This is a genomic window from Pontibacter flavimaris, assembly GCF_001907195.1.
In the GTDB taxonomy this organism is placed as follows: Bacteria; Bacteroidota; Bacteroidia; order Cytophagales; family Hymenobacteraceae; genus Pontibacter; species Pontibacter flavimaris.
Map to the genome: position 1 here is coordinate 372,815 of NZ_LVWA01000002.1, position 21,170 is coordinate 393,984.

General features: G+C 48.3%; 15 protein-coding genes. 1 reads left to right on the forward strand and 14 read right to left on the reverse strand.

The features are described from left to right. Positions 1-82 precede the first annotated feature (82 nt). From A3841_RS01500 to A3841_RS01565, 14 genes are all read right to left on the reverse strand, one after another. On the reverse strand, positions 83-1,639 hold the full coding sequence (locus A3841_RS01500) for a nucleotidyltransferase (protein WP_139307854.1): 1,557 nt from the start codon (positions 1,637-1,639) through the stop codon (positions 83-85). Positions 1,640-1,645: 6 nt separating this feature from the next. Then, positions 1,646-2,794 carry an SAVED domain-containing protein gene (locus A3841_RS01505; protein WP_073850511.1) on the reverse strand — a complete coding sequence of 383 codons (1,149 nt, stop codon included), beginning with the start codon at positions 2,792-2,794 and terminating at the stop codon, positions 1,646-1,648. A gap of 75 nt (positions 2,795-2,869) precedes the next feature. Then, positions 2,870-3,139, reverse strand: coding sequence for a hypothetical protein (locus A3841_RS01510; protein ID WP_073850512.1), 270 nt, complete (start codon positions 3,137-3,139; stop codon positions 2,870-2,872). Then, entirely contained in the window at positions 3,123-3,785 is a 663-nt protein-coding gene (locus A3841_RS01515) for a hypothetical protein (protein WP_073850513.1), read from the reverse strand. Before A3841_RS01515 ends, A3841_RS01510 begins: the two co-directional genes overlap by 17 nt. Further along, positions 3,782-4,837, reverse strand: a complete 1,056-nt coding sequence (locus A3841_RS01520) for a patatin-like phospholipase family protein (RefSeq protein ID WP_073850514.1) — start codon at positions 4,835-4,837, stop codon at positions 3,782-3,784. The genes A3841_RS01515 and A3841_RS01520 overlap by 4 nt, the downstream gene beginning before the upstream one ends. 166 nt (positions 4,838-5,003) lie before the next feature. Continuing rightward, complete coding sequence (locus A3841_RS20170; RefSeq protein ID WP_170866126.1) at positions 5,004-5,177, reverse strand: hypothetical protein; 174 nt, start codon at positions 5,175-5,177, stop codon at positions 5,004-5,006. A 776-nt stretch (positions 5,178-5,953) separates the two neighbouring features. Next, positions 5,954-6,958: a type II toxin-antitoxin system antitoxin SocA domain-containing protein gene (locus A3841_RS01525; protein WP_073850515.1), complete on the reverse strand. Its 1,005-nt coding sequence runs from the start codon at positions 6,956-6,958 to the stop codon at positions 5,954-5,956. 455 nt (positions 6,959-7,413) lie between these two features. Further along, positions 7,414-9,441 (reverse strand): BREX system Lon protease-like protein BrxL, encoded by a 2,028-nt coding sequence (gene brxL, locus A3841_RS01535; RefSeq protein ID WP_073850517.1) that lies wholly within the window; start codon positions 9,439-9,441, stop codon positions 7,414-7,416. Positions 9,442-9,443: 2 nt separating this feature from the next. Continuing rightward, a complete protein-coding gene (pglZ, locus tag A3841_RS01540; RefSeq protein WP_073850518.1) occupies positions 9,444-11,939 on the reverse strand; it encodes a BREX-1 system phosphatase PglZ type A in 2,496 nt (831 codons plus the stop codon). Beyond that, positions 11,936-15,469, reverse strand: coding sequence for a BREX-1 system adenine-specific DNA-methyltransferase PglX (gene pglX / locus A3841_RS01545; protein WP_073850519.1), 3,534 nt, complete (start codon positions 15,467-15,469; stop codon positions 11,936-11,938). Before pglX ends, pglZ begins: the two co-directional genes overlap by 4 nt. Positions 15,470-15,472: 3 nt before the next feature. After that, complete coding sequence (gene brxC, locus A3841_RS01550; RefSeq protein WP_073850520.1) at positions 15,473-19,012, reverse strand: BREX system P-loop protein BrxC; 3,540 nt, start codon at positions 19,010-19,012, stop codon at positions 15,473-15,475. Beyond that, entirely contained in the window at positions 19,009-19,593 is a 585-nt protein-coding gene (locus A3841_RS01555) for a DUF1788 domain-containing protein (protein WP_073850521.1), read from the reverse strand. The genes brxC and A3841_RS01555 overlap by 4 nt, the downstream gene beginning before the upstream one ends. Position 19,594: 1 nt before the next feature. Then, on the reverse strand, positions 19,595-20,203 hold the full coding sequence (locus A3841_RS01560) for a DUF1819 family protein (RefSeq protein ID WP_073850522.1): 609 nt from the start codon (positions 20,201-20,203) through the stop codon (positions 19,595-19,597). Continuing rightward, a complete protein-coding gene (locus A3841_RS01565) occupies positions 20,196-20,381 on the reverse strand; it encodes a helix-turn-helix domain-containing protein (RefSeq protein WP_073850523.1) in 186 nt (61 codons plus the stop codon). The genes A3841_RS01560 and A3841_RS01565 overlap by 8 nt, the downstream gene beginning before the upstream one ends. Before the next feature lie 258 nt (positions 20,382-20,639). On the opposite strand from A3841_RS01565, the gene A3841_RS01570 reads away from it, so the two are divergent. Continuing rightward, entirely contained in the window at positions 20,640-21,164 is a 525-nt protein-coding gene (locus A3841_RS01570; protein ID WP_083610130.1) for a hypothetical protein, read from the forward strand. Positions 21,165-21,170 lie beyond the last annotated feature (6 nt).

A 21,170-nucleotide genomic window follows, 5' to 3' on the forward strand; every position in this document is an offset into this window, starting at 1 on the left:
TGAGCGCCTATTCAATGACTTTGCGCTCCATCTCTCTGTTAGCTTACACTTTGCCCTGTTGAACGAACAAACGTGCTTTAACTTATTCACCTATGTTCACGATGAACTCATAGCTTCTGGCCACACATACACCGTTTTTCACGATAAAGCACTCCGCCCAGTGTGTCCCCTTATAGCTTGAGTACTCTTTCTGGTTTAGTCCTCCCTTGCCTAGTGTCCTAGAGTGATAAATGCCTCCTCTCAGTCCCTTGTTCTTCTCTGCCTCTTCGCCTGTATTCACTATCTGCCAATAGACATCAAACGGTTTAGGAACGTTGGTGGAGGCGACAAAGAAGATGTCACAATATTTAGGCACAATATTATTCCCTGTTAAAGTAACTCGCTTGCCTTTGCTGTTTTTGTAGTGACCATGTATTTCTACTTTATAGCGAATCACAACCGGCCACTGAGGCTGCTGCCTATGGGCTGCGTTTATAACAGCTAGCAAATAGGATGGCTGCTGGTACCTCTCAGTAATCAGGTTTTTGACACCAAGCTCTTCTACAGCCTCGTTAACCGATCGGGTGCCGAACAGCTCTTTGGAGTATCTGTAAGCCTCGGTCAGATTGCATGACAGAAGAAGTGCAAAGTCCTCTTTGGCTTTCTCGAGCCATTCATAGAAGTTCTTCTCCCTTTCTGACTCTAAAAACCACCTGTCAGCGAAGTTTTCCTCAGGGTTAACAGGGTTGCCGACCCACTTGATGTACCTGTCAAGTGCTGGGCTGTATCTCTCCTCTATGAAGCTTTCCATGCGCTGGAGCACGTTGGAGAGAGCCAGGGCAACATCGGCCTCCCTATTATATGCCCTGGCGGCCAGAGTTGTGATGATGATGGAGATCGGCTTGCATGGGTCTCCCCCATACATGATGTCCCTGTGCCTTTTAAGAAGCTGAACTACCCTCTGCAGGGGCTCTTTTCGCTTTTCGTAGACTGGGAGTGGCTCAACGGAGGCCCTGATGCTGCGGGACTCTAGCAGAGAAACTCTCGACCTTTCCTTGAACCATGCCGCATAGCCGAATGGATTGCTCTTCAGCCAGTTGGTCGTGTTCGTGTCAGATGTGTAATTCCCAAGCCGCTTGTCCGTGATACGGAGCGCCAGCTGATCCACCTGGCTTTGGTCCAAAGAGGCAAATGAACTCTCGAGCAAGGTATAGTGGCCGGTGCCTACGATGGCGGGCAGTATGTCCATGTGAAATTTAGCGGACTCAGCGTAAACGAGCGTCCAGCACCGGTTGCCTTCCTCATCAAGCATGCGTTTATAAATTTCATCCGCCTTCAGCTGCCCACCCACGGCATGCTTTAAGTGCCACTGAGCCCAGGCTGCTCCTTTTCCGCTTAACCTGCAGACCAAGTCCACATCCAGCTCGTCATCCTCGATGAGAGGCCTTATCATGGTCCCTATCAGAAATGACCCCTGGGGTTTGATGTCAGGATTATAAGGACTAAGGGAGGAGCCTTCTTTCGACAGGTGTTTGGCAACAGCAGTATACCTGTCCACCACGGTTTGATATTGTGCCTCTGTAATGTCAAGGGCAGCGGCGATTTGCTCTAACAATTGACCTGTGCCTACTGTTTTTTTAAAAGGTGAGGGAAATAGCATGTTCGGTTAGTAGTTTTGAATTTCAATAACTTGTCTAAAGCCCTCAGCCGCCGTGTTCTCATCATACAGCAGCAAGGACATATCTGCCTTGGGCATCCAGGAGCGGCCTAGCTCCACCGCTGCGCTAATAGGCATAGCAGGAAACACGTGCAAGGGCACCTCAGAGCCGTACTGCGCCTTGATCTGATTCAGCAAAAGCCTGAGCTCTTTGCTAAAGCTCTGTAAATGTTTCATGCATTTGAGGAAGTCATTGAAAGGCTCTTCTGTAGTGAGGGTGAAGATCGCCACGTCCTCCCCAAGCACTCGGTGGATCCTGTCGTTGGTGATAGTAGCACTCAACGATAAATTTAGGGCCACCTGTGCTTGCTTTTCCTTGGAGGAGTGGACAAAGTAGCGGACATCACTGTATTCACCATCTGGTTGCCATTTCCACGATTTAGGGTTGCGTATGGGCTGGTGAACTTCTGCGTGCTGGATGTCGTTGATCAGGGTCCCGAGCTTTACCAGAAGCGGAATCGGCGCAAAGGCAAAAATGGACAGGTGCTCTATTTCTCCCCTACGCAGCCTTGGCTTTAGCTGCTCGGTGAAAAGGGTCTCTAAGCTCCTAATCTCTGACTGCCAAAAAAAGTCGTCTTTATCTCGCTGCGGACTGTTTCTCAAGCCTAAATCAATGGCGTGAGGGGCTGCCGGATAACGCTCAGGCGGCAAGTACCCTCTCACGGTCTCGAAGTTGAGAACAGGAGTATGCTCACCTACATTAGCGCGGTAGACAACAATATGACTCCTCTTGTCTACATCTATGTCGGTTAGTGCCTCAATCCTTTCCTCATGCTCGGCCTTCATTGCCTGAAGATACGCTACCGGATGGTTCTTAGGATCGGCTTCATCAATTCTGTTGTGGCACTCGTCACAAAGCAGCATAAGGTTTTCATAAGCTATCTCAAGTTTCTCGGAGAGCTCCTCGTCTCCACGTGGTCCATCTTCCTTAGCTGCAATGATATGAGAGATATAAGCCTTATTTATATCTTTCTGCATCAAGGAATCCCTCCACAGCACAATGTTGCACCCTCGGTACTGACAACGTCCCGCTGATTTCACCCACAGTTTTCTTGCCGTGCCCTGTGGAATGGCTTTTCTTGGTCTTTTAACAGGCATAATAGGTATTACTTCTCGATCTCCCCGGCAGTGTTCATCTGCAGAACGTTTCGTGTTATAATGAATTTGAAAGGTTTACACTAACAGCTTTAAGAGTTTTATGGCTATTGAGCCGAACTTTTCGCTGTTTTCCTTCAGTTTAAGGACTTTCTGGTTGTCGTTTGTTCCGGAATTGACAAGGGCTATCAGCTCCAGTAGCTTTTCCTTGTCAGCTTTCTCAGGGAAAAGCTCCTCGATTTCCTCCTCCTTAAGTCGGGTGATGCCAGAGATTATTGCCTGGTACTCCTCATCTGTTTGCTGCTGCGCCCTGCGCGCAGCGGCTGCATACTTATTCGGCTTTGCCATTTGTTACTTTGTTTACTTTTTCCTTGAAATCGTTTACTAGGCTAGGGATGTCCTCAGCTTTTGCTCCTGCCTTCAGCATTTTCTCCATTACCTGGTTTACCTTGTCAATGGGTATCAAGCTCTCCGTGTCCACATTGAGCTGCCGCTGTAGCTGCTTCCGTGTTTCAACTACCTCCGCAGCAGATCCCAGATGAGCTGTCAAAGCTCGATTCACATGCAGCATTTCCTGGTAATGCGCCTCGACTTGGCTGCGGATAAGTCTGTCCATCTCATCAACGGCTTTCATCATGGAGCTTCTCCGTCCATCAATGATCGGAATTGCTGCCTGGGCAAACTCTATGATTTCTGTCCCCTTTTCCTCATCGGTGCTGGCAGACTGTATGTTAGCTAAGACTCCAGACTCTTTAACAAAATTGGCCGTGAAGGAGGGAACATAATCTTCCTCCATGAACTTGTCCACCTTGTCCTTCTGTAGACGGGTGTATTGGTCCAGCAGTCTCAGGTGGGACACGCGGGCATGCAGGATCATTTGCGTCAGCTCACCGCTGAGCTCAACGGAGGCCTTGGGGATAGTGACACAGCTCGTTATGAGCAGCAGCATTGCGGCTGCGCACAACGATAGTGTTCCTCTCAATGATTTTCTCATCTTGATTCATTGATAGTGTAAAGAGGAAGGGCGTATTCCACAGGGTCAGAGCTTTGCAGCAGCACCTCCACGATTCGGTCCAGTTCCTGAGAGCAGTTCTGCGCCGTCTCGATTCCCACTTCGACTAATGCCTGTATGTTTGGTTGCCTGGCATCGTCCATTTCCAGATTGGCGTTCCCCATTCTGGATGGTTGGATCCGCACGTAGTTGTCCCCGTGCCCACCTGCTGAGAATATCTTTTTCAGGTGGTAGTCTGTGGTTTCGGAGGCACCTGCCATCATGATGTCGATCACCGGCCGAATCCATCCGATGGCACCCCAGTCCTTTGCATTAGGATACCTATAGGGCGTATGCTCACTGCCTGTGCCTATAGAGACGATGAACATGTCCTTAGCGCTTGGTTTACCCACTGCGTTGCGCACCTCCGAGTAAGCGCAAAGTGCAGGATTGTTGGCAAAGACCCCGCCGTCCACCAATGGGTAACTTATCCCACTGCATGACCTGACTAGGGCTGCCTCAAAATAGGTAGGCGCGGCGGAGGTGGCACGGCACACGTCCCGGACCAGGAAGTCCCCTCCGTTCCCCTTCTGCGCGAAGTCATGCTGAGCGAAAAAGTGAGAAACTCTCCGTTCGATATCGTAGGCAGGGATCAGACAGGGTTTCAGCAGCTGGCTCAGTCTCAGGTCGCCAAAGTAGCCTTCCAGCAGGGACTCAAGAGCCGAAGCGTTATATTTCTCGTCCATCGTGCCGAAACCTGAGTGTATATTTTGCCACATACTCACATCGAAAATTTCTTTTCCGTTCTCCACATAGAGGTCAACTGCCTCTTTGGCAGAGAATCTGGCTTTCGTAGGGTCCCCATTTGAAGGGCAAAGGCTGATACAGGTCAGTATGCCGCCTGTACTGGTTCCAGCGAAGAAGTCAAAGTAGTCAGCAATGCGTGCCTGGGGATTACCTGTCCTTACCTGTAGTTTCTCCTCAAGAGCAACCAGCACTTGACCGGGTATGATGCCGCGAATACCGCCGCCGTCAATTGATAGAATTTTTTTCATTGGCTAAAAAGTTTAATTTAAGTAAATACACTAAGTGCCCTTTAACTGGCCTAAACCCGAGAGCACACATTGATAAGGCTGTTGTTGTGCCTTGAGTAATAAATGCAAGAGAACCGGTGCTCTCCTGTCTATGTTACCCATAGGCGCAACAGCAGCTCTCGCAAGGTTATTTTTCCTTACGCACACCCTTAAAAGGCTTACCATCGGACTTCTGGTCCATGAAGCGACCAGTATTTGAATCACGTTTCACCCAGCGGTCGTTTTGCGGGTTGTAAGTCTGGGAGCGCTCTCTTACGGCTCCGTTTCTGTGGCCATCCCCGGCCGGTTTGTTAGTTGCCATAAACAATTCGTTTAAAAAGCTATTTATCACCATAGATCACACAGCCCGACTTGGCGCATGGATATCCCTTGGCCATTTAAATGGCTAAGAATTGCTGTGACAGCACGCGTTGCTTTATAGATCCTAAATGGCAGGATGCAGCATACCTCCTGTGTTACGGAGCTGCCCACAGCACAGCTGTGGATACAGGTATCCGTGATGCAAGGATGTCACCCATGCCAATTCATGATACATGTATGTCTCTGGCCCATGTACCGTTTTGATTCCAACATGCAGGTTTTACTGTTTCGTCATATAAGAGCTCTAAAACCTTTGCCTGACTTTATTGAGGTGCAGACGAATGACCTATGGTGCTTAAAAACGCACCGCAACTGTTATAAGTGAAAATAGCCGGGAGGGCAGGCTGGCTAAACCAAGTGAAGAATTCAGAGGTATTGCAAATTGCAACCTTATTGTTACCTTTGCGTTCCCATTATTGAAGTCCCTAACTTCACTCCAGAATCCTGCAAGATTCTGACCCAAAGAAACCAGCAAACTATGCTAGCATAGATGAGCTGGTTTTGTTTTTTTGTACTAAAGCAAGAAACATGCCATACATTTGCCTATTTCTATATATTATTAATATTTCTTTAAATTCCCTATTCTAAGATATATGCCATCACTTAGGTGTAAATGGCACGAGCATAAACAGCCATATTGTCATAAACCATAAAGTGCTTGTCACCTTTCCACAAGCACAAAGCAGTGCTACAGCTTTTCTGGAAGGCGAAGCAGGATCAGCTAAAATGCTTAAGTTTAAAAGCGTGCTTCTGGTAACTGATTAGTTTCCGGTCCTCATAGTTTTTAATCCAAGCATCTTCCTCATGGCTTATCTCAACCAGATCAGAGGTTGATATTTTCCCAAAATTGGACCTTACTTTCTCCATAACGGACAGCTCCGCAGCACTAAATAGGGAAGCATCAAACGGCTGTAAACCTGAGAAGCTTTCCGCCACGTAGTCTGCTACCGACCTTTGTTCAATGGAAACCAAGCCATCTTCCTGTAACTTCACGTACAGCTTGTCATATTCGGCAGGCACCGGTCCGAACTTAATTGCTCTGTACTCAAGACCCGTTATGGAGTAACCGGTCCGCTTGTAGCAGCCGAAGTCCGCGTAGAAAAGCAACTTGTTCAGCTTTGTCTTGGTGACTCCTAACGTTTGGCTAAAGTATGAGATAATCTGGGCCACCTTATAGAAGTCCGGCTTATGAAAACCTGAGTACTCGCTGGGCAAATCGTCATGCGTTATCTGTCTTACCAGCAGGTATTCCCAAAGATTTTTTTCCCTATGCTCAATAAGCTTTTTAGCTCTCTGCTCAAATTTCTCCGTTTCCGAAAGGCTAAGCAAATGCTCGCTTGCCTTCACCTGCTTTATGAAATCCTCCGGCTCTCTAATGGCTAGGATAAGTCGGCCGTTAGCTACGGATGGAATCTCTCCGGTCTCATATAGTCTATACTGATTGGCACCAAATCCCAAGATTAAAGACATCTTACTAGCCGACACACCATACTGCTCCCGGATCTCCTTGATCTCGTCTGGAAACGGGATGCCGTATCTTTCACGGTACTGGTTGTATACCTGGTTCAGGTTGATGGAATCAAGTATGTCATCAGTGAACTGCTCTCCGCTGTCTTCGCACAAATAATAATGGTACATTACCTCAAACTCCTCCTTGCGGAATGGCAATTTTGCCGACTCCATCACTAACTTCATCTCTTTACCTGTTATTGGGCTTTGCATATTACTTGCTTTTGAAAGGGTACACCATTGGCTTTTCGGCCACATGAAACGAAATACAAATCACATTGGAGCCCGGCCGGCCCATGGAAACCTTAATATAGACCTCTTTTTTGCGTATGACTTTGCCAAACACCCACATTGGAGCAACACCATATAGGGTATCCTCCAGCGGTCCTTCACAGTAGTCATTCAGCTCGAGTTCCTCAATAATCTCCCTTCTGCTTGTTGGGGTAATCTCTAGCTCAAGTAAGGCTCTGCTATTTTTTCCTCGCTCATCTCGGAAGAGAATACTGAATACGCTCAACTTTGTGTGGAAATCGCTAAGGAATCTCTTTACATCCTCTCTACTTACCATTCCTTAACGCAAATGTATACAACATAGTTTCAAAATACAACTTTAAAGTTTACAAAATACATATGATAAACTAAAATATCAATCTTATAGTTGAATAAGCTTAAACTTTAGAATCAAAAAGAAAAGTAATTTCGCAGGCCTTACACAACCGCTTTTCCTGGTAATACTCCGCTATATCGCACCTGCCATTAGTTTTCTGGAAAATATCCAGTCCTCTTCCTAGCAAAATCTTCCAGCCATTATTCAGCTCAATGGAGCGGTCATGGATGTTTTCATCAAACTCAAAGGAGAAGAAGATGCCCGATGGCTCCAGCGAGTCGATAATTTCTTTAAAGGCTCCTTTCGCATTCTCCAGATAGTCTTCGTTGTTGCTGGTGATCAAGTGCAGCTTTATTTCCTGCCCCTCTACTTTTACTTTAGCGACCAGTGCGGTGAATTCCATGAAATTCCGGAGCTGATACGGCAGCCGGATATAAGGGTCTGTTAGCTTTATGTCAGTAGCTCCTGCCAGATGCCTACCAAACAGTTTCTCATAGGAGACTCCTGTCTGGTTATCTCGGATAATCTTTTGACCTGCTTCCGGTTCTGCCTCCTTAACCTCTGGTTTAGTTGCTACTACTATATCGCTTTCAGATGCTGCTTCAAACGTTGGCTCCGGAGCCTTGTCTTTAGCGCCATATTCGATAATTTCCAGCGTCTGTACTTCCTTCTTCGTGCCAGAGGATTTGTCTGTATAGCTGAAGTCAACCTTCTCAAAGGTCTCATCCATGATATGAAGCTGCTCTTTCACGCGCCTTCTGCATTCGATAGCAAACTCCAGTAGCTCCTGAGCATCTTCTTTACCAAAACTACCATCCGGAAAGATTACCTTTACCAGTCCTGAGAAGGTCTTGGAAATGGCTGTTTTATCACGGGTAGTAATGCTGTCGGATAGCTCAAAGAACTCGGTGTAGGCATGTGTGTGATCCTCTTTGCGCAGTTCTTTCAGTACCTCAGCCAGGTAATCGACAATAAAGCCATAGTCAGAGGTGAACATCTCGTTGCGAAGCTTCTGCACCTCCCAGCCTGGCAGGTAGGCGTGTATCCTGTCCAGGAAAGCGGTATCGTAATAGTCTCTTGGCAGCGCTTCGAATAAGTCAGAGTGCTTGAGCATGTAGGGTACAGAGTGATCCGTGTTACCGACAAATACCATGGAAGCAGAAGCGCCATATACCTGCGTACCCCTCGAAAAAGACTTGTTGGCCATGTAGTTCTTCAGGATGTCTACCAGGCCACGATCCGCCCGCTTATCCTTGCCAGCGAATTCGTCATAAGCCACTACATCCCAATAGCCCACCAAGCCAATGTCACCGGTAGTGTTGTTCACGAAAAGCTTGGCTTTGGAGACTTCGCCTCCGGAAATAAGCATGCCGTGCGGCGACATCTCCGAGTAAATGTGTGATTTACCCGTCCCTTTTGGCCCCAGCTCAATCAGGTTGTAGTTATTCTCAGCGAATGGGATCAATCGGGAGAGCTGGAGGAGCTTAGAGCGGAAAGAAAACTCCTTTGGGTTCAGGCCAATCGACTGCATCAGCGCATCGATCCACTCCTCTTTCGAAAAGTGCCTGCGGGTGGCTTTGTACTCGGCAACATCAATGTTGGCTATTTGGATTGGTTTGAGGTTATCGATGATCCAGGGCGACACGTCGCGCTCATCGGATGGCATGTAGCCCATGGTGACGATGCACCACACCCCGCTGGAGAGCAGCTTCTTGTGGTCTTTCACAACCAGGTCACTGATAACCACCTTGTTCAGGCCTAGATTGGCAAAGTCGGCCTCGTACACATCTTTTCGGTCATTCAGCTTTACCGATACCTTGTCGATGATCCGGTGAGAGCCTTTTTCCCGGATAGTGGACTTGATCATCTGCGCCTCATCCCGGTGCACAAAGTGCCTGGAGATGATGTTTTTCACGTTCTCTACGCCCTCTGCAATTGTATCCTCCACATCCGTAGCGCAGTACTGGCCCAGCAGGTACTCCAGTACGTAGGTAGGCACAATGGCATTTCCCTTCACCAGTTTAGTGAGATCCTTGCGCACCACCTTACCGGAGAAATGCGTGTTTAGAAGCTGATCAATGGTACTCATCCTTAAAAATCATCAAAATCGTTGGAGAAGGAGATGTTGAGCGTATACATGTACTCCTTGTAAAGCTTCCATTTTGAGGATCCTTCCACCGGCTCTTCCAGCACCAGCTTCACGGTTTGGTTTTTATACTTGCCGCTGGCCTTACTGCTCAGCTGGAAGCGGTGCTTTACCTCACGCTGGCGCTCACTGCCCTCCTCTATGTCAAAATTATAGCTAAACTGATCACTCAGCAACTCCCCGTCATTCGAGAAGATGGCGGCCCGTATAGTTCTTGGCTGGATAGAATCCGTGGCTACTTCTGTCTGCAGGAAAGACACGGACAGGATGTTTGTAGTGATCTTATTGGATTGCTGGATCACATCCACATCCACCTGCTTGAGGGTATCCTGGCGCTTCTTGGTGACTTTCACCAGCGGAATAACTACCTCTTGCAGGGAAGCTCCGCCATGCACGAATCTGGAACCTGCCCCTTTTACCCGGTGCCTGTTGATGGACTTTGGTATCAGCACATCAAAGTCTCCCGCCAGATTCAGCTCACCCGCTTTAAAGTGCCTGGTGCTGGCGTCGCCTTTCAGGTTCCTGCCCAGGATAAAGCGCCTGTTCTCTTTCCATACTTCCCCGTCTACCTGCACGTCCGAGAAATCTGACTCCTCCAGTGCAGTATGCTGGTATATAAAGCCATGATCGGAGGTGATGATCATATTGGTGCCGTTCATGTTGGCAATGCGCTTGATCACGTCCATCAGGAAGACCAGCTCCCTTTCAACCGCCTCAAACACCTTGTCCTCCGACGTCTTGTCGTCACCGGTCTTATCAATTTGGTTATGGAAGATGTAGATGACATCGTACTGCTTCACAAAGGCTCTGCCTTCAGTAGAAGAATTCATCTTCATGAAGTCTTCGGCCTGAATGCCAACGGCCTTGTAGCCTTCCAACGCTGCCAAAACCTTGTTCCTTCCCTGCAGCCCTTGGCACGGCAGCTCATCCACACAAACTTCATCCGAGCCGTCTACTATAGAAAGCGACTTGTGAGGCAGCAGGGCCGCCATACCCAGCTGCGTGTAGGAAGGCATGGCTGTCAGCATGTACTGCAGCTCACCTTCATACCTGTTCTGAGCGTTCACTTTCTGCAGGTACTCATAGCCGCACTCGTAGCGCAGCGCATCGGATATAATCACGAACTGACGCTGTCCTCTGTTCAGGGTTGGCTCTACATGGTCCTTATAAAAGCGAGTCTGAGACACGCGTGGCAGCAACGGCCATTCCGGGGCAGCGTCGACCACAGCCTGCCAGTTGTTGTTTAGCTGCAGCAGCCAGTCATTGGAGTATACTTTCTCTACTTTCTCGAAGAGCGGCTTCAGCACCCTATCCTGGTTTTTATTGCGGTAATGCCAGATGAACTTACGGTAGTTGTAATCCACCAGGTGCAAATCCTGGCTGTAGCGCTTGGCTCCCTGCTCTATACTTGAAAAGGCTACGCTAGCGTATTTACGCACAAGCGAGATCATCTCCATAGCGTGGGAGATGGCCGCATAGAAGTCTTTGAACTCTCGGTACCAGTATTTGTTCTCCCGGTGCTTAACCACTTGGCTGGCTTTGTCATTGCCAATGCTTTCGCTAACCACCAGGTGAATCAGGTCGTGTATGATTTTAAAATCTACCAGACGGAAAAGGTCATCCTCCAGGATATCCTCCAGGTTGGCGTCTTCCAGCAGGGGCTGCACGTTCAGGTCTTCCGCTATTTTGGCGGATAGTTGCTGAAAGGCTTCCTGATAGGAGATGGTGTCTTTCCATACCGATAATAAGAGGCTGGCATCCTTGGTGAGGCCGGAGCTTTTGGTAAGCGAGAACACATTAGAAAACACCTCCAGCAGGAAATCATAGATACCAGGCGACTCGGCATAATACTTAAAGCTGTCGCTAATTAGGCCCCAGTAGAACGTGTTCAGGTTATAGCGCTCCAACTCCCGATCCGGACGCTCGTTGCCATCGTTAAAGGCGCTGGCGTGTGCCTGGATAAAGGCAGTCAAACTGATGGTGTTGGTACCGAACAGGACAGCCAGCATTTTGTAGCGGATGTCCCTGAACGTATCTTCTTTGCCCAACAGGGCTTTCAGCTTCTGCCTGCGGTCTTTGCTCTTGAAGAACTCGATGTGCTCTGTTACCAGGTCTTTAAGGCCGTAGTCCAGGCCAAGTTCCTGCAGGAAGGTAGCCTCCTGGTTGGTATGGAACTCGTAGTGCGCCAGCTCTAGGTCCTGCAGCCAGTTGTTTACATATGCTGGTCGCTTGCAGGTGCGGTATATCAGATACTGACCTTCCGTATCTTCCCTGGAAACTTTATGCTTGATGTAGAACTCGTTGTTCTGTACATGAATGCGCTCCACCCCAGGCAGGGCCAGTTCCTCAAACCTGTCTTTTAGCTCCTCCTTCTCATCGTGCCAGAAAATAACCCTGTACCTTTCGAAAAGCTTGCGTAGCGAATCTTCTATCTGGCTCATACTACCTCCGGTGTTTTTACCCAGTCAAACTCCGCTACTTTCTTTTTGGTCTTAGCATCGTTAAGGCCAGGAACGGCTTTTACAGCCTTGCCGAAAAGGTTATAGTTCACCAGTACGCCGTTGTCCAGGTCGATGGCAAGGCGCTCGGTGGCTAGCGGGTACAGGATCTCACGCTCATACTCCTGCAGCTCCAGCAGCACCTGGTCAATCCTGGCTCGCTCCTTAATGGCTTTGGTTTTCTCGGTGGCAGAACCGCTCACCTCTACTCTATCCAGGTGCTCGCGGCGTGTGCGCAATTTCTCCTGGTACTCGCGCAGGTATTTGTTGAGTATGTTGTTGACTGTATCCGGGGTATAGCGGTGCATGTAAATCAGCACGTTGAAAGACCCTTGAGGCGAAGAGAATTGCCAGTAGATCGGGCGCTTCTTATATCGGCGCACATGATCGTTGTAGAAGTCTTTCACGAAGTATTTGCGGATGTCTTTGCCGAGGCACTCCTCCACAAAAGCCAGGTTCTTGGCGAAGTTGGCCTCGCCGAACGTTACTTTCAGGAACTCGTGGAAGCGGCCCACAATGTCGTCTTCGAACCACTCGTCGTCGAGTATTGGGATGATGTTGTCGGCATCGGGCAGGAAAGAGACCTCCTGTGCTTCCTTCTCCAGTTTCTGTAAGTAGTCTTGCAGCGTTTCGCCCTGATTGGCCAGTATAAGCCCCAGCTTGTCCAGCGAGTAACGACCGAACATGCATCCCACGGCGTAGCTCACGAACTGGGCCATCACTTCATCGGCATGAAAGACTAATTCGCCGTTTTCAACGCTGGTTTCTTGTTGGAGGATGGTGATGTCTTCTAGGGGAACATCAGGAGTAAGTTCGTCTTGGAGTTCGTAATTTTCAATGAATTGTTTGTTAAGCTCCTCTTCGTTTTTATGGAGTTGAAAAAATTTATTACTCCAGTATTGCTGGAATAGGTCGTAAGTTTCCTCCAAATCTTGTCCCTTTATTTTGACAAATTCGTTTTTTTGAAAATTCCATGACAACTCGCTTAAATCCCATTCAGCTTTTGATATATCAACAGAATTACTCACAGCTTTTTCGAAGCTTTCACTCACAAACTCTGTAAAAGGAAGATTAGCAATATCTCCAGTTTGGAGATTTATAGTGGGATTAAGAACTTTGGTTATTTCACTATGAAATTTAGTATTCAATATTCCTAAAATAAACAAGCTTCTCTTATCAGCAAAATAGCTCATACCACCAATATCATAGATAAAACCTTTAGGAAAATACCTAAATGAACAGCCACCAGACGTTACTAGTCCCCAAGAAATAGATTCTTTGAAGAAATACTCTAAGTTTTGTGGTCGAGAACGCAGTTTTCCTTTATCATCTTTGAAATTTTTAATTTCAACTCCATCATTAAACCAGTTCACAAGGTACTCGTGATTTCCATACCACTTTCTCTTACTCCCACCCTTATTATAAGGAAACCAAACTTTATTACTAAGTTTTGCATCTTGAGCATTTAATGCGTTATAACAAGTTTGGTCTAAACCGACTTCATACCATAGCCTAATGAATCTATTGTTATCAGCTGTTGCTAACCCTTGCTTTGCATCCCCTACATCTGATAACTTTTGGGTAGTTGAGAAGATATCTTTTACCTTATCGCTCAACCAATAGCCGATTGGACTTCCTGGAATCTTGTTAAAATCACTTTGATTCGTTAGATAAAAACCATAGTTCTTATCTAAGAATAGACTCCTAATTTTATCAACAGAACGAACATTTACATGGTTTTTGAATAATCTTCTATATATGCCCTTCTCTTCTAATTGAAAGGACCTTTTAATAGTGAATGCAACAGTTCCGAAATCAGAACCAAAAATTCCCCTCCCTAAATGTAAAAGCGTTTCTATCTGGACTGTCTTTAGTAATTTCTTCCTGAATTTCTCAAAAGAAGACAGGAACATCCATGATGGTAAATTTATCATACCAACCAAACCATTCATCACTACTTGATTCCAAGCTCTTTCCATAAAGCAAGTCATCAAGTCTGATTTACTGTCCGGATAGTTTTGCTTTATGAAATCAGCAAGTGACGTGTTCATGTTGCCACCACCCATGTACGGCGGGTTGTCCACGATACAGGTATATTTCTGCCCCAGCAAGCGCAGTTGCTCCATCGTGATTTTCAGCTGCTGCAAATCGTACTGCTCGTACATATCAGCCTGTACCAGCTTCTCCTCAATTTTCCGCAGCACATTCTCTATCTCCGGCAGACCGGCATGCGGCACAATCAGCGAGCCCAGGTTGGTGGCTTGTCGCATGTGCTTCAGGTCGTGCAGCAATTCATCGGATGGGCTTATGCCTATACCTGCCAGCGCATTTGCTGCCTGTTTCTCGTCCAGCGTCAGGTCCTGGAAGCACAGGATGTGCGGCTGTGGCACCTCGCCTTTCTTGAAGAAGCGGCGCTGGTAGCTGCGGGCCTTCATCATCAGGGCCATGGCCGCCAGCTGCGCTGCCCGCTCGTCTATCTCGAAGCCGAAGAGGTTGTGCTGGATAATCAGCTTCGGTATCTCGCTGGCGCTATATCCCTCCTCCTCGTAAATCTTGGTGAGCAACTCAAAGCCATACACCAAGATGTGCCCCGAGCCGCAGGCCTGGTCCAGCAAGGTGATTTCCTCCGGGGAGCTTATCTTCAGGTAGTCCTCGCTCTGCAGCGAAGCCGATTCTATAAAGTATGGCATGTATTCCCCGAGACGAGAGTTGGGCTTGTTCTGCAGCCACAGTTTGCCCACGGTGTTCTGCACCATGTACTCCACAATCCAGCGCGGCGTAAAGAGCTGCGTGGCGGCCGGTATGTCCTCTTTCTTCACCTTGGCCTTGGAGGCAAACACCTCATCCTTTTTCTCGGAGATGTAGAACTGGTAGAGCCAGCCGATAATCTCCACCTGCTGGCAGTCTTCGTCGGCCATACCTTCGCGCACGTCGTGCACAATGGAGAACTCGCTGGTCAGGTCGTCTGGCAGCAAGAGCTCAGTGTAGTCGTTTATGCGCTCAAACAGGAAAGGCAGCACCGTGTGCAGGTGGTTGCAGGCCGCGATCAGGAGCACCTTATAAGCCTCATTCTGCGGGTTAGCGCTCGGCACCCTGCCATCCAACAGGTCGTATACTTGCTGGGCGTTTACCTTCAGGTCTTCGGAGATGTGCCCTTGCTTGGCCTCGTCCAGCAACTCCGGGAAGGTATAGCCCTCCTTCGGGGAGATCACCCGAATGTCGAGTGGCTGATAGTTGTTTACGTCCATGAATCGCAGCGCTATAAAGCGGTTGAACCAGGTATAAGCTACCTTCTCAATCAACTGTGCTTTACTAGTTCTGGCAAGCTCTTCCTTCAGCGCATTTACTTGCACTGCTTTCTCACGAAGCTCTACAGTATCCGTATTCAGAACGTACTCCAGCTTGGCCCCTACCTGCTCTATTAGTTTCTTTCGCGCCTCCTGGGCAAATCTCTTTAGCTTATTGGTATTCATCTGCTATAGCGTAATTCTCTTGTTCTCCTGAATTTGTTTGAGGTAGGCTTCCCGGATGGTGTTCACGTAATCGTCCACGTCCTGGGCTGTCTCTAGCGTGCCTTTCTTGAACTTTACCTCTACATTGGCGCGTCGTACATATACCACCGGCCGCTCCTGCACATCATTGCCCGCGCCACCGCCACTCTGGCCATTACCTCCTGGCACCGGCACCGGATCTGGTTTGGGCAGTAGGTTCTGAATTTCGTTCAGCAATCGCACTTTCAGGTCGTTTGTACCAAGGGCATACTGCCTGATGTTGGAGATGTACCGGTTGCCCTTGATCCTATAGATCACCTCATCCAGCGGCCTTAGAATATTCTCCTGCTGTCTTTCGGTAAGCTTCAGGAAGTCAGCGTTGGCAGATAACTGCTCTTTATGCTGCTCCACCGTCTCTACCGCCTTCTCTTTCTCCTCCTCCAGCTTGCTCAGCACTTTCTTGCTCAGTGCTTCCATAGCAGCCTTGGCTTCGCGTATGCCTGTACCGGCATAAGGCTTTTTGTCGGCGTAAACCGTCCACAGCGTCTGCAGCTCGTCCCCCTCAATATGTTCAAAATTGGACTGATCGCCGTTCAGGAAAACCTTTATCTCATCGTAAATCTTCTTCTGGTCACTGTTCCAGAAGCGCTTGATCGGGTCCAGCAGATCTTCCTTGGTATCCAGCAGCTCGTCTTCAAAGTCCTTCAGGTTCAGCAGGAAGTAGTTGAGCTCTTTTTGGGCTAACCTATCCAGCGTATCACGTAAAGGCTCTAAAGAGGCCGTAAAAGGATAGCTGTTGCGCTGCGCCACCAGGTCCCTCACAAAAGTCAGCTCATTGTTAAGCTTGCTTCTGAAGGCTAGTGCCACATCCTTTGCCTCGGTAGCCGCACACGTCTCATCAAACAATTCATTATATACTTCCTTCAGTGCTCTTACCTGCTTCGGGTCAAAGTCGATCTGCGGCTCCAGCAAGGTGTTAGGCTGTAGTCTGTTGTTCAGAAGCGAGGCTAGCACCTCCTCATCGCCCAGGAGGTTTGAGTTTTGCCTAACATCCAGCTTCCCCCGCTTGTAAAGCCTGGCCACCACAGTCCAGATGGCATTTGGGTACCAGCCGTAGGGTTTTTTCACAAACTGATCCCGGATATCGGTCAGTGAGGTGCGGTCAGACTGCTTTTTTCTTCTGTTGATATAGTTGAGCACCTCATTCTCAGGCTCTGAGATAGTATTGTCATCAGTGCCGAACAGATCATTCATCTTAGTCTTGATTGTCTGCTTAACAGTATCCTCAGAGAAAGCTGTCGCACCAAGCATTTTCAGATTTGGGTAAGCGATTTTCACCAGGTCCTGGAAAGCGTTGATCACCTTTGTCCTGCCGTCCGAGGTGTTCCCGATCTCATGCTTGCTGCCGTTCAACAGTATATCGGCTTCTCCCAGCAATTTCTGCAGGAGTAGTCTCAGGGTGCGCCTTCTCTCTCCGTTCTGTGTTCCCTTATCGTAGAGCAGACGCTTTATACTTTCCTTGTTGTTGGTGGACTGGCTCTGCTTGATGTACTTATCCGTTTTGAGGTAAAGCCGCACATCTTTTAGCAGGCGCTCATCGGCAGGCAGCACGGCCATCATCATGGTATTATAGCCCAGCGTTTGCGCTCTCAGCAGGCCCGGGTTCTCATAGTTATCGTTGTTAGGCGTGATTACGTCTATCACCAGCTCCTTCTCCCTGCCAAGTATCACACCGTCTATCTTATGGGTGAACTCGTAATCCTGCTTGTTCTCCGCATACCTGATCTTGGTATCCCGGATAACCTCATCAAAAATCAGTTCGTTCAGCAGCTGCGTCACACTCGATTCATCCACATCCGTGGCTTTAATCTCCTGCTCGATGTCCTTCTCATCATCGGTCAGGAACTCGTACAGGTCACCGTTCCGCTGCACATAAGTCTGTGCTTCCAGCAGGTTAAGCGCCTCCAGCACCTTTTTGTCGTGCGCCTTCAGATCGATATGTATACTGTCGATCATCAGCACCGATATATTGCGGGTGGTGGTTTTAAAGTTGGTGAAATACTTTACCAGGAAGAGTGCCTTGAGCACCTTGATGGCAAAGGTATCGTCCAGGTTTTTCTCTGCCAGGGTAATAGAAGTCTGTATCTCCCCTCTAATGGTGGAGCGAATACCCTCATAAAGCAGATCAAAGGTAACGAGCGCATCGGTATCGCAATCGGCCATGCGCAGCACCACGTCCTGAAACACGCCCAGCATGGAGCGCTCCCCAACCGAGGCATGCTTCCCCTGAAAGGCGTTGTGGTTAGACAGCGCCCGGATACATTGCTGGAACAGGTCGAACTGGTAGGGCACAAAAGGGTATTTGTTGACGAAGTTCTTCTCTTCCCTGTAGCCTTTAAACTGCACTCCCACCTCTGAGAAGGAAAGCAGTGTTTCGAGATTAGAGTGCTGCTTTTGCCAGGTATGTGCCAGCAGGGCCTTTGGCTCCGCCTTCTTCTGGAGCAGACGCTTCTCGATCACCTCGTCCACGTTGGCTGAGGTAAGCGGTACTTTGATCTTGAACCTGGCCTGTATTCTGGAGAAGTCGTTTTGCTGGGACTTGTTCATGTCGCCCACTACCTTCTCCATATCCTCCTGAGAGGTCACCAGCACCCAGGCCTGGCCTTTTGTCTTTGTCGCCAGTGTCTCGGCTATCGTCTGCAGGTTGAGCATCAGCTTGGTGTTGTCGCTGATGTACTGGCCCACCTCATCCACGAAGAAGTTCAGCCTGAAGCCTTTGGGCTTTGTTTTGATGTAGTCGTTTACCTTGTCGCAAAAGTCCAGGATGGAAATGGCGCTGTCATCGCGCAAGGTCTTGATGATGTTCTGATACCCTTCCTGGGCAGGGCCGAGCAGCGAAGTAAGCGCTCTGTTGATGGCCTCCTTAACCTTCGGGTCGAAGTACTTCCTCCTGCCCGTAAACCAAGACTCCCCGGCCTCTTCCTCGAACTTCTTTGTGAAATCTGCATAAACCCCTTTTGAGGTCAGCCACCTTTCAAAATCCGCCACGTGCCGTTGCCCCCCGAAAAAGCCCTGGTGGTCGTTAAGCACTTTATAAAACACGTTCAGGATAGCGTCTTCCTCCTGCTTGCTCGTAATCTGGGCCTGCTGGTCTATATTGAATAGGATAGACTCAGAAGGGATACGGGTTGCCTGGATCACGTCCGCCTTCAGCATTTCGTCATCCTCTATCTTGTTGGCAAACACCTCCCCAAGCTTAAAGCCGTCAAACTCCCTGTTTTCCATCACATAAGAGAGAATCTTGAGCAGGTGGGACTTACCGGACCCGAAGAAGCCAGAAATCCAAACGCCGTTGGCTCCCTGGTAATCATTGTAGGCGGCGAAGAAGTCACGGATCTTGCGGGAGACCTCATTTGTCACCACATACTCCTCTACCTCCTGAAAGACGTGCTCCTGGTCATCGGCTTTGATAACAGTTTCGATGGTTCGGGTGATGTCTCTCTCAAAAATGTCTTGCAGTTTCATGCCTTAAGTTTGTAGTTGTCGATGTTAAAAGCCCTGTAGTAGTTGTCATCCTTCAGCAGGCCGAACAACTCTAAAGAGTACCCATTGTATTTCCCAGGGAAGAAGGCCACCGTAGGGGCATCCTTTGCCACGTTTTGCAGGTTGTTGAGTATGTTGTGTGAGCGGATAAAAGGGAAAACCAAGCCTATGCCGGTCAGGAAGTACACTTTGGCACCGCTGCTGGCAATCAGTTGCCGGATGGCAGGCATCAGCACTTCATTAATATCCAGTATGGATTGCAGCGCCTCTTTGAACTCATCCTTGTCCATTTCCTTCTCCAGCTCGAAAATCTCCCCCTGCCCCAGCTCCCGGTTGATAATCATCATGGCTAGATCATAGAGGTTTATCTCCAGCACAGGAATACCGTGGTTCTCCAGCTTGTTCCGGAGTCCTTTGATGGCTTTGTCCACCTCCACCTGGTCTTTCGCCTCATGGGGGGAAATAAAGAAGGGGATTTCACCGCCAAGCGACTTCATTTCCAGAAAGTCGCTGCTGGATATTACCTTATATAAATGCTCAAATCCTTCTGCTACGCTGTTCATGCTAACTTGCTCTGTTTACCAACTCCATGTCCGGCATTAAATATATTTTCAGCCACTCCGGGTCATCCCCCACCACCGCCCGTGCAACTTTCTCGTCCACTAGCTGAGGGATAATTTTCCTTGACTTCACATTATCAATAAGCCCGGTTTGCTCCAAAAACTTGAAGGTAACCTGCCTTACCTTTTTGGCTGTGTTTTCTGTCAGGTTTTCCAGTTCGGGGTGCGCCTGGCTCTTTCTTCTGAAGAAAGAAACATACTCCCCCTCTGTGAGCTGGTAATCAAAGACAATGGCCTTCTCCCGAACGGCCTCCACCACAAAGTCTCTGATAAAGGCGTATGCCTTGCATACACTAAGCAGGGCAATTTGCCTTTGTGACACCATATCCCCGTTGGCCAGGATTTCGAGCTGATCACCTGTCAGGGTATCAATCCGGAGTTTTATCTCTCTGAACTGGGTACTGATGGTTTTTGATCGTTGCCCCTTCACAACAGAACTCTTGTCAATCCCTGCCATTCCCTGCTCTAAACCGGCTCTAGCCAACTCAGACATTTCAGGCAGCATCAAGGAAGCCCCTGTAAAAGACAGTCTGTATTTCTTCTCCCTATCCATTTGTATTCTTCAGCACGCTTATTTCAACTTCCAGGATGGCACTTAATTTCTCCAGGTGATCCGGACTAGGCATGGTTTTGCCGCTGCACCAGTTACTTACCGTTACCTCAGACACTCCCATCTTGGAGGCAAGCCACTTTTGCTTTACCCCACGTGCTTTTATCAACGCTTTCAGCATAATCCCTTTAAGAAAAATTAAAGTGCTCCTGAATCAAAAGTAGTGAAAGAATATGGGAAATTTTTAATGTTTCGACAATTTACTTTTTTAAAGTATATAAAAAACCTAATATGATAATGTTTTAATTTTATACATTGGATCTTAGTTTATTCTTGATTGGGCTTTGAATAAGGAGCATTCGTCAGCCATTTTTGCTCCCAATTAGCACAACTGTCTCTCTCAGGAAAGTTTTCTTCATTAGCTAAGTATATATCAATTGTGTCCTATACCTTTTCCACCCACACGCATCGTTTCGCTGTCTGGACAGCCGCCAGAGCGGTGAGCAGAGACTTTATCGGTACTGAGTCCGTTCAAAAAGCCATTGAAGAATCCGGTTTGCCGGCGATGCTGGAGCAGTTAGCCGAGTGCGGTTCCCTTTGCCCAGCCACTTTCGATTCTTTCCACAAGGAGGCGGTTAACGCCATGGCTGAGCAGCTTAAGGCCTTGCTTGGGCCAAACGCGCACAAGGCCACCTATGGAAGAGTGGCGAAAATCATGGCCATTTATATAAAGACAAAGTTTGTTATTCCTGACCCGATATGCAGCCTGAGCAAAATGGCCCATCCCCCGATCGACGCTATTCTTTTAAAGAACCTTTCGAAAGAACATAGAGACCTAAAGGTTGCCCAGGTGAGATGGACCAAGCTCAATGAAGCAGAGTATTTCACGTTGATCAATTCGCTTAGGCAGCGGTTTGATTTGGAGTGTTTTTGGGAGCTGGAGCAGTATTGGCTGCCAGGTTAAAATGCG

What these genes read in the sequence shown, in the direction of transcription:
- A3841_RS01500 (WP_139307854.1), bottom strand. Translation starts at nt 1,639, where the DNA reads ATGCTATTTCCCTCACCTTTTAAAAAAACAGTAGGCACAGGTCAATTG.
- A3841_RS01505 (WP_073850511.1), bottom strand. Translation starts at nt 2,794, where the DNA reads ATGCCTGTTAAAAGACCAAGAAAAGCCATTCCACAGGGCACGGCAAGA.
- A3841_RS01510 (WP_073850512.1), bottom strand. Translation starts at nt 3,139, where the DNA reads ATGGCAAAGCCGAATAAGTATGCAGCCGCTGCGCGCAGGGCGCAGCAG.
- A3841_RS01515 (WP_073850513.1), bottom strand. Translation starts at nt 3,785, where the DNA reads ATGAGAAAATCATTGAGAGGAACACTATCGTTGTGCGCAGCCGCAATG.
- A3841_RS01520 (WP_073850514.1), bottom strand. Translation starts at nt 4,837, where the DNA reads ATGAAAAAAATTCTATCAATTGACGGCGGCGGTATTCGCGGCATCATA.
- A3841_RS20170 (WP_170866126.1), bottom strand. Translation starts at nt 5,177, where the DNA reads ATGGCAACTAACAAACCGGCCGGGGATGGCCACAGAAACGGAGCCGTA.
- A3841_RS01525 (WP_073850515.1), bottom strand. Translation starts at nt 6,958, where the DNA reads ATGCAAAGCCCAATAACAGGTAAAGAGATGAAGTTAGTGATGGAGTCG.
- brxL (WP_073850517.1), bottom strand. Translation starts at nt 9,441, where the DNA reads ATGAGTACCATTGATCAGCTTCTAAACACGCATTTCTCCGGTAAGGTG.
- pglZ (WP_073850518.1), bottom strand. Translation starts at nt 11,939, where the DNA reads ATGAGCCAGATAGAAGATTCGCTACGCAAGCTTTTCGAAAGGTACAGG.
- pglX (WP_073850519.1), bottom strand. Translation starts at nt 15,469, where the DNA reads ATGAATACCAATAAGCTAAAGAGATTTGCCCAGGAGGCGCGAAAGAAA.
- brxC (WP_073850520.1), bottom strand. Translation starts at nt 19,012, where the DNA reads ATGAAACTGCAAGACATTTTTGAGAGAGACATCACCCGAACCATCGAA.
- A3841_RS01555 (WP_073850521.1), bottom strand. Translation starts at nt 19,593, where the DNA reads ATGAACAGCGTAGCAGAAGGATTTGAGCATTTATATAAGGTAATATCC.
- A3841_RS01560 (WP_073850522.1), bottom strand. Translation starts at nt 20,203, where the DNA reads ATGGATAGGGAGAAGAAATACAGACTGTCTTTTACAGGGGCTTCCTTG.
- A3841_RS01565 (WP_073850523.1), bottom strand. Translation starts at nt 20,381, where the DNA reads ATGCTGAAAGCGTTGATAAAAGCACGTGGGGTAAAGCAAAAGTGGCTT.